This is a genomic window from Vibrio sp. CUB2 (genome assembly GCF_001557945.1).
GTDB lineage: Bacteria > Pseudomonadota > Gammaproteobacteria > Enterobacterales > Vibrionaceae > Vibrio > Vibrio owensii.
Genome location: NZ_LNRB01000005.1, coordinates 96,104 through 108,270, shown reverse-complemented (window position 1 = coordinate 108,270; position 12,167 = coordinate 96,104). Strand labels below are relative to the sequence as shown.

15 protein-coding genes are annotated in these 12,167 nt (G+C 44.3%); 6 read left to right on the top strand and 9 right to left on the bottom strand.

Going from position 1 to position 12,167, the window contains the following annotated elements:
- Positions 1-135: 135 nt before the first annotated feature.
- From ATB78_RS09680 to ATB78_RS09665, 4 genes are all read left to right on the top strand, one after another.
- Entirely contained in the window at positions 136-969 is an 834-nt protein-coding gene (locus tag ATB78_RS09680) for a winged helix-turn-helix domain-containing protein (protein WP_240537385.1), read from the top strand.
- 124 nt (positions 970-1,093) lie between these two features.
- The gene (locus ATB78_RS30090) at positions 1,094-1,351 is read left to right on the top strand and encodes a hypothetical protein (protein ID WP_240537384.1); all 258 of its coding nucleotides are present in this window, start codon (positions 1,094-1,096) and stop codon (positions 1,349-1,351) included.
- A gap of 517 nt (positions 1,352-1,868) precedes the next feature.
- A complete protein-coding gene (locus ATB78_RS09670; RefSeq protein ID WP_061008534.1) occupies positions 1,869-3,341 on the top strand; it encodes an aerolysin family beta-barrel pore-forming toxin in 1,473 nt (490 codons plus the stop codon).
- Between the two features lie 221 nt (positions 3,342-3,562).
- On the top strand, positions 3,563-4,231 hold the full coding sequence (locus ATB78_RS09665; protein WP_054823518.1) for a ParA family protein: 669 nt from the start codon (positions 3,563-3,565) through the stop codon (positions 4,229-4,231).
- 101 nt (positions 4,232-4,332) lie between these two features.
- On the opposite strand, the gene ATB78_RS09660 is transcribed toward ATB78_RS09665, so the two are convergent.
- Both ATB78_RS09660 and ATB78_RS09655 read right to left on the bottom strand, forming a co-directional pair.
- Positions 4,333-4,899 carry a hypothetical protein gene (locus ATB78_RS09660; protein WP_038894035.1) on the bottom strand — a complete coding sequence of 189 codons (567 nt, stop codon included), beginning with the start codon at positions 4,897-4,899 and terminating at the stop codon, positions 4,333-4,335.
- The gene (locus ATB78_RS09655; RefSeq protein ID WP_061008533.1) at positions 4,899-5,534 is read right to left on the bottom strand and encodes a LysE family translocator; all 636 of its coding nucleotides are present in this window, start codon (positions 5,532-5,534) and stop codon (positions 4,899-4,901) included. Before ATB78_RS09655 ends, ATB78_RS09660 begins: the two co-directional genes overlap by 1 nt.
- Positions 5,535-5,802: 268 nt before the next feature.
- On the opposite strand from ATB78_RS09655, the gene ATB78_RS09650 reads away from it, so the two are divergent.
- Positions 5,803-7,281: a carboxypeptidase M32 gene (locus tag ATB78_RS09650; protein ID WP_061008532.1), complete on the top strand. Its 1,479-nt coding sequence runs from the start codon at positions 5,803-5,805 to the stop codon at positions 7,279-7,281.
- Positions 7,282-7,375: 94 nt separating this feature from the next.
- Here the strand turns inward: ATB78_RS09650 and ATB78_RS09645 are convergent, their stop codons facing one another.
- Positions 7,376-7,675 (bottom strand): DUF3861 domain-containing protein, encoded by a 300-nt coding sequence (locus tag ATB78_RS09645; protein WP_061008531.1) that lies wholly within the window; start codon positions 7,673-7,675, stop codon positions 7,376-7,378.
- A gap of 20 nt (positions 7,676-7,695) precedes the next feature.
- Positions 7,696-8,190 (bottom strand): DUF2798 domain-containing protein, encoded by a 495-nt coding sequence (locus ATB78_RS09640; RefSeq protein WP_061008530.1) that lies wholly within the window; start codon positions 8,188-8,190, stop codon positions 7,696-7,698.
- Between the two features lie 96 nt (positions 8,191-8,286).
- Here ATB78_RS09640 and ATB78_RS09635 point away from each other — a divergent pair, with 96 nt between their 5' ends.
- Positions 8,287-8,721 carry a MarR family transcriptional regulator gene (locus ATB78_RS09635; RefSeq protein ID WP_061008529.1) on the top strand — a complete coding sequence of 145 codons (435 nt, stop codon included), beginning with the start codon at positions 8,287-8,289 and terminating at the stop codon, positions 8,719-8,721.
- Between the two features lie 69 nt (positions 8,722-8,790).
- Here ATB78_RS09635 and ATB78_RS30085 read toward each other — a convergent pair whose 3' ends face one another.
- The 5 genes from ATB78_RS30085 to ATB78_RS09615 all read right to left on the bottom strand — a co-directional run bounded on the left by ATB78_RS30085 (position 8,791) and on the right by ATB78_RS09615 (position 12,076).
- Positions 8,791-9,048 carry a 2'-5' RNA ligase family protein gene (locus ATB78_RS30085; protein ID WP_240537383.1) on the bottom strand — a complete coding sequence of 86 codons (258 nt, stop codon included), beginning with the start codon at positions 9,046-9,048 and terminating at the stop codon, positions 8,791-8,793.
- Positions 9,049-9,312, bottom strand: coding sequence for a 2'-5' RNA ligase family protein (locus tag ATB78_RS30080; protein WP_240537382.1), 264 nt, complete (start codon positions 9,310-9,312; stop codon positions 9,049-9,051).
- 10 nt (positions 9,313-9,322) lie between these two features.
- Positions 9,323-9,721, bottom strand: a complete 399-nt coding sequence (gene fos / locus ATB78_RS09625; RefSeq protein WP_061008528.1) for a fosfomycin resistance glutathione transferase — start codon at positions 9,719-9,721, stop codon at positions 9,323-9,325.
- A gap of 102 nt (positions 9,722-9,823) precedes the next feature.
- Positions 9,824-10,771: an LpxL/LpxP family Kdo(2)-lipid IV(A) lauroyl/palmitoleoyl acyltransferase gene (locus ATB78_RS09620; protein WP_061008527.1), complete on the bottom strand. Its 948-nt coding sequence runs from the start codon at positions 10,769-10,771 to the stop codon at positions 9,824-9,826.
- A gap of 366 nt (positions 10,772-11,137) precedes the next feature.
- Positions 11,138-12,076: a LysR family transcriptional regulator gene (locus tag ATB78_RS09615; RefSeq protein WP_020197648.1), complete on the bottom strand. Its 939-nt coding sequence runs from the start codon at positions 12,074-12,076 to the stop codon at positions 11,138-11,140.
- Between the last annotated feature and the right edge of the window lie 91 nt (positions 12,077-12,167).

Below are 12,167 nucleotides of genomic sequence, written 5' to 3'. Positions count from 1 at the left end.
TCTATCAATAGGTAGCTAACTATTAAAACCATCAAAATAAAAGTGACCTAATTTTAATCTTTATTCATATAACAGAGATGAGTGGTTTCTTTCTACTCGTCTCTTTCGCTTTATAATAAAAACAAAAATAATCGTATGATCTTATATAACCCTATTAAAAACACGCTTTCTAACAGCAATAAAACGGTAAAAATTGGGTATCGTGAATCACAAATCCTCACTTTGCTTCTCGAACATTCCCCTGCAGTTGTTGAAAAGCGAGACATTGTGCAATTTGCGTGGGGTAACGAATACATTGGTGAAACTTCGTTGGCGAAGAGCATCAGTGTACTCAGACAGACCTTTACCAAAGTGGGAATAAAAGAATCCCCTATCGTTACTGTCCCTAAAGTCGGGTATCGTTTAGTTGAAGGCATCTTGCTGAACGAATGCCTTGTCGCTGCGACTCCACCAGATGAAAAAGTACAACAGAAATCAGTGCAGCAGCCAACACCACCACTGCCGAACAAACATGAAACCAACTATAAAAACTTAGCGTGCTATATCGTTTCATTGGGCATTCTATTTGCGGCCAGTCTAATAAGTGCGAGTAAGTTTCATAGCAAATACAGTCACCCTCAACGCAACAAAGCCTTAAATGAACACACTATTGGGACACTAGAGGTATACACCGATCCCAATACGCAGTTATCAACGCACCTTGAACAGTTACTGGCTCAACATCAGTGTCATTGCGTGGTTTACATCGAGGAAAACGAGCAGTTCTCTGAGTTGTCTTGGTTGAATAAGCACACGCGAAAATCCATCAATGTGTTCTATACGGCAGGTCAGCAGGTCAGCTCGAACAAGCCTCTCAAGCGATCGGTCAGTTCATTGCGGAGGAAAGCCAATGAAGGCGTATATTGCCGTCGCACTCTCTTGCGTGGTCTTTTTCGGCGCTTGGAAGCTACCTTGCTATCACGATACTGAAGATAAACGCTATCACCACAGTGTGGTCGATATTCTCCCCCATGAACACACCGTTCGGATTGATGGCTTAACCCGGGTTAATCACCGCGTTATTACTCATATCGCTTCGTTACAAGACGAATCAATGTCGAACCCCATCATCCTCAGCTTTAAGGGCAAGTCGCGGCCTTATTCGGATACGAGCTTGTCAGTCTCGGGCAAAATGAACCTGTTATCGGTGCAAGAAATTCGCCCTGCGTTAAATGATTCGTTTCTTTCGCCCTATCTCGTGCTAAATGATGACCCTATCTATTTTGATATCGAAGTACTGCTTCAAACTGAAACCTTCTCTCTTATCCGAGATAAACAAACTGGCCGCACTAAACTGTTAGCTAAGCGATAAGCTTTGCGCTTGAAATAACCCTTTTGATATTCGCCTTGTAATGAGTGAGTTTTATTCGCTGAAAAGTCACTCATTACAAGACTTCACTCCCTATTACTTCATTTACTTCTAATTAAGTATTAGTAAATTTAATTATTACTAATATTTAAGTCTGCATTGTTCAATTGAGAAAAACTTCTTAATTAGGTTTTACTTATATAAATTGAAGTCTAGCTTTCATTAAATTCGTATAAATCGATTTTTAAATTATTCTGACAATATTCAGCCTCGTCATTGAGTAAATATTCTATTTTAATCTTTAATGAATATACCCACCTGCTATTGCTCTTATTTTCAAAAGGCAATCGATTTCATTAGTTGAAAATGACAGATGCAATAATACAACTCACTGATTCGTTACAGTAATAATATTTCAACTATTTTCAGTACTATCAATCCTATCAGCATGGAACAGTAAACCTGTCCTCGAGATCGGAGCACATAAAACAAATAAAAATACAGCCATGAGGGAACGTTCATGCGAAACATCAACATTAGTTTATTGTCCGCCGCCATCCTGTCTACATTCGCAAGTGGTGTAAATGCAAAGATATATCCAGACCAAATCGTCTTCGACCAGTTAGGTGAAGATGTCTGCCGAGCAGGTTATCGTCCACTTGACCGATATGAAGCTGAAGAGCAAAAAAGTGCCCTACTTGCTCGTATGGGTCAATGGCAGATCACGGGCCTCAAAGGCGATTGGGTGATCATGGGACCGGGTTATCATGGATTAATTAAACGTGATACTCCGAATGGCAAAACCTTCTGTTACCCGGACGAAGCACAATCAGAAATCCCGAACTATCCAGCTCGTGCGATTCCAGAAGGCGATGAAATCGATGTTCAATATGAGTTAGTCACCGATCGCTCTGCCTTTGTTCGCCCATTAAGTTATCTTGCGCATAATCTTGGTTACGCATGGGTTGGCGGCAACAATAGCCAATACGTGGGTGAAGACATGAAAGTTGACCGCGTGGGTGACCGCTGGGTGATTCAAGGTAACAACAGTGGCTCTTGCAGTGGTTACCGTTGTGGTGAAAAAACCAAAATCACCGTCGACAACTTTACCTACACCCTCAACGACAAAAACTTCTGGCATGGTGATGTGGTTGAATCGGATCGAGAGCTTGTTAAAACCATCACGGCTATGGCGAGAAACTACAGTAACACGCCGCAGCAAATCGTAGTGGATTTGAAACTGGACGAATCTACCAACTGGTCGAAGACCAACAGCTACGGCTTTGCCCAGCAAGTGAAGACAGAAAACGAGTTCAAATGGCCATTAGTTGGTAATACCAAGCTGAGTATTACGCTTGAAGCAAACCAAAGCTTCTCAAACTCGAACGGCGCATCCACCAGCGAGCAAGTCACGCTGCAAGCTCGTCCAATGGTGCCTGCGAACTCTGAGCTACCAGTGCGTGTTGAGTTGTACCGCTCTACTATCTCTTACCCATATCGATTCAATGCCGACGTTAGCTATGACGTGAACTTCTACGGATTCCTTCGTTGGGGCGGCAACGCATGGCATACACACCCAGACAATCGTCCATACCGAAGCCACACCTTTACTATGGGACGCGGCAGCGATAAATCGGCGGATATTCGTTACCAATGGGATCACCGTTATATTCCGGGTGAAGTGAAATGGTGGGATTGGAGTTGGGCAATCAAAGAAGCAGGTTTGAGTAGCATGCAATACGCCACTGGTGCGAGCTTACGACCTTTCTATTCCTACGTATCCGGTGATTTTTATGCAGAGTCTCAATACGCAGGCACCATTGAAATTGGCCAAGCGAGTCCACTTGGAATCAGCACTCGCTCAGCGAACGATTTGCCGCAAGGTAACACTCAGCGCGTGGGCGATGTGGAAGTTATCACCAACTTTGATGCTAATGAGCTAAGCGCACTTGGGTTTGAAGGTGCAGAGATGACCGTTCAGGCAGCAGACTAACTCTCAATAATAATTACAACGAATCACCAACAACTTGCCCGCGACTCCCCATCGCGGGTTTTTTTACTCATTTCAGACCACTCTTTGCTTTGAGCACTGATCAAATACGGGAAAACGAGCTTCAGAATAAGCATTAGCAAGGAATGATTTTATGGGATGCCAACCAATTAAGTTAACAATTTGTACATAATGCCCTGATTTAGTAATTTGGGGAAAACAGTTTGCTGCCGCTTGTAAAACAACGCCAAACCAGTATCGCTTACTCGAAAGCGAAAAAGATCATCGTCTTAAATCTCAAAGGTGGTGTGGGAAAGTCGACTTTCTCTGCCAGTTTGGCCAGCAAACTCATCGGAAATGGACATACGGTAGAATTGATAGATTTCGATAAACAGCAATCTACCAATCGCTGGGCCGATGGCATTGATGAACTACCGAATCAGAGCTACAACCCTTCCCTTCGCAGTTTGTCTAATATTGCTGTCACGCTTAAGGTCAGCAACGCGACGGATTACGTGGTGATCGACTCTCCGGCAAACTTCTCAGAGAGCGACTTAGTGCGTTACCTTAGATACGTTGATTACATAGTCATACCAATGCAACCGTCACCTATTGATTTGCATGCGTCGTTGCCATTCATCAATACGCTGATCGAGAAACACATCTTTAAGTCTCGCCAAATCAAAATTGGTTTTGTCATCAACCGTTGCGTTCATCAAGACGAACGACTCGATCGCGTTATGCGTCTTTTGCGCTTCTTCCGCCAGTTCAAAACACTAGGCATCATGAGCGAGTCCGAAGTGTATCAACAACCTTTCATGGACAAAGAGTTAGTCGATGCAAGGAACGTAGACCCAATCCTGTGGGATAACGTGATTAAGTGGTTAGAGTAAAAAGCTTCATGCTTATCTAGCACTCAACCTCCAGACAAATAAAAAGAGACAAGCACCAACGCTTGTCTCTTTATATTTCTATTCAAAGTTTCACCAGAAACTTAATCTCGCAACCATTGGTGCTCTTCACCATCACCTTGCTTGTTAAAGAAAGAAGAGTGTTGCTGCTTGAACTGGTCCGCCTTTATCTCTGAAATCGGCCATTGACTGAAGTCTTCGCGAATGAAGTCATCCTCAATACCAAACTCTAAGCTTCTTAGCTTGCTGCCAACAAAGCGGTAAATGTAGCTCTCTCCCGAATCTTCACAAAGCATTGGGACATGAGACATAGGTTGACCATTAACTGATACAGATACCCACTTGCTGCTCTCAGGCTTACACGCTTCTTGGTTAACCACATCAATCTCGAATTTGTTGTCTAGTGTGGTTCCGACAAATACTGCGGTTGACTCTTTTAAGTAAACGCGACGTAACAACAGCTGTTTAGTATCTTGCGTGCGCGTGGCTTGGATACCATTGGAAAACGGCTCAAAGTAAGCCCAGTGCCAATCCCACCTCATTCCTTTCTCGGCGAAGTTCAACTGAGGAACCGTCTTCCATGCGACGATCCCGAGTAAGACGACAATAAATAGAACTAAAGCGATGACAATTCGAATAAGAACACGCATTAGGCTGGCTTTTCTACAAGTAGTTTAATACCAAGCGCAACAAGCACGGCACCTGTTGCTCCTTCCATCCACTTCATAAAGCTCGCGTTTTTCAGTAGCGTTTTTGCTGAGTTCAAGGCGCCAGCCAAACCACATTGCCATACCATCGCAATAATAAAGTGGATTGAAGCCATCATCATTGATTGCAACAACGGAGAACCTTCCGGGTTAACAAACTGAGGCAAGAAAGCGAGATAAAACACGGCGGTTTTTGGGATCAATACATTAGAAAGGAAAACTTCGCGGAACGAGCGTTTGCCACTGTAAGCTTGATGCGCTTGCTCAGAAACCGCAATACCGCCATTTGTCTTCATCAGTGCACGTAGGCTGCGCAAACCAAGCCAAATTAGGTAAGCGGCGCCCACCATTTTCACCATTTGGAACAGTTCAGCAGATTGAGCAAGAACGGCAGAAATACCCACAGCAGAAAATAGCGCATGAACAAATAGCCCGAAACAGATCCCCAAGCTGGTTGTACAACCATCTTTAAGACCTGCGCGACTTGTATTGCGAATCACCAATGCGGTGTCCAATCCCGGCGTGAGCGTCAAAATCGTAATGGCAATAAGAAATGCCTCAAAATTTAAAATATCCATATTCTTTTAATAAGTTGTTGTGTATCACCCATCAATACCGTCAATCCGCTTGATTCGCAAGCAACTTTTGCGGTGTGCTATACAAGTGACTGAATTTGTGCACAATAGACCTGCATTATTTGTTAATAAATAGTAAATTAGACACACTTCTCTATCGGCATTGTCTTGATGCTGCCTTTTTCTCTGCATCGGTGTCGAGAGATATGAACGTACGTTCAAGGACCCCATTTGGGGCGTTTAAGGAAAGAACATAACAAAGAGTAGTCACATGAGCGCATTTCAAAAACTCGTCGAACATTCAAAAAAAGTCTCTAACTTTGGTCACCTATCTGCAATCGTAGGGTGGGATCAAGCTGCCGTCATGCCAGCAGGCGGTGCGGAAGCTCGCTCTAACGCGATGGCTGAACTAGAGGTGCATATGCACTCTCTTATGACTCAACCTCATTTAGGTGACCTGTTTGCACAAGCAGAAGAAGAGTCATTATCAACGCAAGATCAAGCCGTACTGCGTGAAATGAAACGCGATTGGCAACAAGCAAACCTGCTGCCTGAATCTTTGGTGCAAGCACAGTCATTAGCAGGCTCTAAGTGTGAGCATGCTTGGCGTACCCAACGCGGCAATGACGATTGGGCTGGCTTCGAAAAGAACTGGGCTGAAGTGGTTAAGCTGTCTCAAGAAGAAGCGCAAATTCGCGCAGAAGCGACTGGCACATCACCTTACGATGCAATGCTAGAACTGTACGAACCAGGTACAACGTCAGCCTCTCTAGACGTGCTATTTGCGGATGTGAAAACCTGGTTACCATCAATGATTGACGAAGCCATCGAAAAGCAAAAAGCCAATAACATCCTGCTTCCGAACGGTCATTACCCTGCTGAAAAGCAAAAAGCACTGGGTTTGGAAGTCATGAAGCTGCTGCAATTCGACTTTGAACACGGCCGTCTTGATGAAAGTGTTCACCCATTCTGTGGTGGCGTTCCTACAGACGTTCGTATTACCACCCGTTACGATGAAAAAGAATTCGTGCAATCATTGATGGGCATCGTGCATGAAACAGGTCACGCGCGTTATGAGCAAGGCCTGCCAAAATCGTTAGCAGGCACAATGGCTGGCCAAGCTCGCTCAATGGGCACCCACGAATCTCAATCTCTGTTCTTCGAGATGCAGGTGGGCCGCAGCCAAGCATTTGTTGAGCACCTTGCTCGTCTGGCTTCTAACCACTTTGAAGGTCCTGAGTTTGCTCAAGACAACTTGTCGAAAATCTACACACACGTAGAAAAAGGTTTCATCCGCGTTGACGCTGACGAACTGACATATCCTGCTCACGTTATCCTACGTTACGAGATTGAACGCGACCTAATGAACGGCGTAATCAAGCACACTGACGTTCCAGAGCTTTGGAATGAAAAGATGAAGGCTTACTTGGGTCTGTCAACAGAAGGCAACTTTAAGAACGGTTGTATGCAAGATATCCACTGGACAGATGGCGCCTTTGGTTACTTCCCATCATACACGCTTGGCGCGATGTACGCGGCGCAATTTATGGCAGCGATGCAGAAAACCGTGGACGTAGATGCCGCGATTCGCTCTGGCGATCTGTCACCAATCTTTACTTGGCTATCAGACAAGATCTGGAGCAAAGGTAGCCTGTTCTCGACCGATGATTTGGTGACTCAAGCAACAGGTGAAGTATTAAACGCGAAGCACTTCAAAGCACATCTAGAAAGCCGATACTTGGGTAAATAAATTTCGCCAAGTCATCACACAAATAAAAAGGCTGGTCTAATACCAGCCTTTTTATTTGTGTTTGAAGCGACTCAAAGTGTTGAGAAGGTCCAGATTAAGCTTGATTCCCTTTCACTGTGCTTTTCAAGTTTTGCATGAAGTTTCTGAAATGCGGCATGAAATCAGCGAATAACGGATGCTTGCGATCTTTCATCATCACAGGGCCAAGCAGACGAAGTGCAACACCAACGCGTGTCGCATCTGCAGATTCTAGTCCACTGCCCTGGCCGATCTTATCTACGATGTTCAACATGTCTTCGCGATCTTGAACTTCAAAGCTCAAGCTTTTTGCTTCACGGCCTTCTTCTACGTTTACTTCTTCAATAGTAATGCGGTAGTGGTTGTCTTTTCTCATCTCATTTCTCCAATCAATATTCACTCGCTTTTTAGAAAGCGTTCAATCTTTGGTTTGATGGTCATGGATGTAATGGTCATCAACACCATTGCTACAGGTAACGCAGCGAAAAGTCCTTTTAACCAAGCAGATCCAAATACGGATACGTCCTCAAACCCTATGTTGTGAGCGGCGGTGATAAACGCCATGACGGATTCCATAATCAGCGCCATAAAGACACCAACCACAAGGTTTTTCTGCTTTTCACTGGCGCGGCTGAATAGCTTGCCAACCAGTTTGGTCATTAGCGTCATCATCACCATACCCGTTGGCATAAGGACAACAATCGCCATTAAGAATGAGCGCAACCAATCGCTGAAGAAAGAATCGGAATAGCCTACGTTCATGTAAGTCATTACGCCTGTCAGTGTCCCTCCCATTAGTGTCATCATCCCTAATACAACAGCAATTTTATGAATCAGTGGCGTCTTCGCCGGTTGTGTCAGTTCATTCGACATGGTCAAGGATTCTGTCATTCAATTCTCGCTCTTGAAGTTACTCTCAATTAAGTTGATAATGTCAACTATAGTTATTTGGTTGACATTGTCAACCACTTTTGTTTGGAGTGTTACATGTCGAATCCAAAATCGCTGGATAATCTGTTCCATCTTGTGCACATCTTAAAGCGTCAATTGCACGAGCAAATTGAGCAACTAGAACTCCCTATCGCGCCTATGCATGTGCGGGTGATAAAAATCATTAGCAAACAGTCACCATGTACGGCAATGGATGTGGTGAACTTCTTAAACCGAGATAAAGCACAAGTCACACGCTTAATTAAGACGTTGATTGAAGAAGGCTTTATTGAGAAGAAACCGAATCCAGAAGATAAACGCAGCCAGTGTTTGTTGACCACCGAAAAAGGCAATGAGGTGTTGGCGAAGATCAAAGCCGTTGATGCTGAGATCTTTCAAAAGATGACGTTAAATGTGTCTGAGGAAGAGCTAGAAGCGTTCCAACTTGTCGCTGGGAAACTGGCAGAAAACCTGTCGAAAAAGCCAAGCTAAAAAACGGTAATCATTTAGAAATCAGCTCAGCCATTATGGATTACTGGCTGAACTGATGTATAGAAAGCGCTAGCACACCACTTCTTCTAGCGCGTGATAAACGAGCTTCCCATCAACCGTTTTGCTTTCCATTAAAGCGATTGAGTATACAGGGAGTGGTAGAGGTGATATCTCAATAGCATCAAGTGGTGCTTGTTTATCGACGTGGCGAGCAAGTGTGATGTGAGGAACATAGTCACGTGACTCAGTCACAAAGCCATGCAGTTCTAATGCCTCTATGAGTTCGTTTTGCAGTGTTGTAACCGCTAAATTATCTTTAATCCCCAATCAAGCCAGTTGCCTGCCACTTTGGCGAAATGAACCTAGGTGATCGACCGTAATCTGCTCACAACGGCAGCTAAGTTGATGAAGAATATCAATAAGACGCTGCGTTTCTTCTTCTGTCGATTCACCGATAAAGGCCAACGTGATATGAAAATTATCTTCGCAAGTGTAGCGCCCTGCTATCCCTTGTTGTTGAAGTCTATCTTGGATTTGCCTGAGCAGTGACTTACTGCGTTGATCAAACGTCAGTGCGAAAAATAATCTCATCAAAACGCTCCTACAACCACTCTAAACCTTCATAAGGTTGATGCTTTATGTTCTCTAATCGCGAGTACAAATCACCACTGTGGATTTCTAATTTGTGCCCATCAGGATCTAGAAGATACAACGAATCTCCTTCACTCTTGTTCTCTTTCCATTGAGCAATATCGAGCTCGATAAGCTTATGAGAAAAGTCAGTGAAGTCTTGCTGTGAGATAGAAAAAGCGATGTGGGAGTAATCACTCTTCTCGTCTGGCTTATCGACCGATAAACAAAGCCATAGATCACCCAAAGAAAGATACGCGCCTTGTTTCCACTTAACGTGTCCCTTAAAACCGAGCGCGTTGATATAGAAATCGAGCGAGCGTTCTAAATCACTCACCGCTATCGTAATGTGGTTCAATCCTGTCAGCATGGTTCATCCTTGGTCATCAAACGTCGCTATTGTGGCAAACAACCAAGCAGAATTGAATCGACAGATAAAATAAAGCCCAGAACAAATGTCTGGGCTCGTAGGTTAAATCGCAGGTACAAGTTGGGGTTTATACAAACAACATTCCCCATCCGGACGAGTTTTAAAGCGACGATGCAGCCACATGTACTGCCCAGGGCATGCCATGATCGACTTCTCGACAATCTTATTTACGAACGCTGCCGCTTGGTCTGGATCGTTTTTAGGGAAGCCTTCAACTGGCGCGCTAATGGTTAAAGTGTATTGCCCATTGCTTTCACGAACCATAGTAAATGGCACAATGGCACAATCCGTAGCATCCACCAGCAAACTGGTTCCCGTTGTTGTACAGGCGCGCTTTACCGCAAACAAAGGCGCAAACGTCGATCGACGTGTGCCATAGTCGTGATCAGGAGCATACCAAACACGCTGGCCTGTCTTCAGTGCTTCCAGCATGCCCTTTACATTTTTACGATCAATCAAAGTACGATTCGAGCGAGAACGTCCTTTGTATTGGAAGTAGTCAAAACATGGGTTGTTGTTTGGGCGGTAAACACCAGAACCCGACTTTTGGATCCCAAATGCTCGCGCACCAAGTTCTAGATTCATAGAATGCACCGCTAACATCAGAACACCTTTACCTTGTTGTTCTAACGCTTCGATATGTTCCATCCCTTCGATGTTGACATGCTTACTGACACGTTTGTCTGACCAAAACCACGCCATCGCGGTTTCAAACAGTGCGATGCCCGCGTTATCGATATTTTCTTTTATTATCGCCTCACGCTCTTGGTCGCTCATGCTAGGAAAACACAGCTCTAAATTACGTTTGATCGTGACTTGTCGTTTTTTCATTAATCGCATCGCAATGCGACCAATTCCGCTTCCTAGCGCGAGTTGTACACGAAATGGAAGGAGGCTAAGAAGGTACATGATGCTAATTATGATCAATGTGCCCCAGTAGCGAGGTGCCAAAAATTCTGCCTTGAATTTTGGTGCTTTGTGCTTGTTCATGAGTGTGTCATCAGACGAATTCGTCTATAAAAATCCTTAAAAACAACGATAAATACGAAAAGTTATTATCATTGACTGTGCTTATTAAAAACTAAAGCGCGCGGAGTGTAGAGCTCTTTGACACGCTACACAATAGGAACTTTCGGAGATTGCGGGCGACTTTATCAAATCTAAGAAAAATGCCGTGATTTTCGTCGAATTGTAATAAAAATGCGGCTTACTGTACTGACGGCAAGCGGTAGTTCCGCCGCAGCGAGTAGTTGCGTTTCGAGAAATGAATGTTGACAGAGTGAGCGACCCGAGAGTACCTCTCTCGTCTATCGCCCAATAAAAGGAAAAAGGGAGCGAAAAGGCTCCCTTGTTGAGTCAGTTTTTAAGTACGCTTTGTTCCAATAAACCACTTTCAACCAGATCAGTAAGAATGACTTTAGTTTTTTCTCTGAACAGATCGCGCAGTAATCTTACGGTTGGCGTAATTGATTGTCTGCTCGGACAAATCAGCCACAGTTCCGTTGGTGTTGGTTTGTATTCACTCATGACATTCACCACATTGCCTTTGAGCAAATCTTGCGACATATCCAAACACGATTTGATAGCCAAGCCCTTTCCAGAGACACACCAACGTCGGACTAAATCGCCGTCATTGGAAGCTCGATTGCCTTTGAGTTTGACCTTGTGTTCACTATCACCATCACTGAATCCCCAAACATCCTGCAACGTATCGTGAAGTTGATACAACAAACCATTATGTTCGATTAAGTCTTGTGGATGCTTAGGCGTTCCATGTTCCGCAAGATATTCTGGCGTTGCGCACAATAACCTTGGCACATTGCAGATTTTAAACCCGTACATGCTGGAATCTGTCGGTGCACCGTAACGCAGTGCCATGTCGACAGAGTCTCGATAGAAGTCCACGTTGCTATCACTGATGTTGCTTCTCAGCGTCACCTGCGGATAACTGTCCATGAACTCATCGAGCCAAGGCGTAACTAAGTTTCGTCCCAAATCGGAAGAAAGCGCGATTCGCACTTCCCCGTCAATAATATCGAGATCTTCACGCATGTTTTGTTTCGCGTGTTCTAACAGTTCGAGTGCTTTTTCACACTGAGGAAGATAACGCTCACCCGCACTGGATAAACGCAAATGGCGCGTGGTTCGCACAAACAACTCAGCCCCTAAAGAAGCTTCGACTCTTTTTACCGCCGCGCTGGCCGTGGCGGTTCTCATATCTAATGCGGTCGCGGCTCCTGTAATGCTACGAAACTCAGCGACTTTGAGCACTACTTGAAGATCTTCAAGCAACATATTATCTAATCCTATTTGATAATCTCTTGATGATTATAAAGCTTTAGAGAAGATAAGGTTGTTTGAAATCTCACATTCAAAAAACGACAAA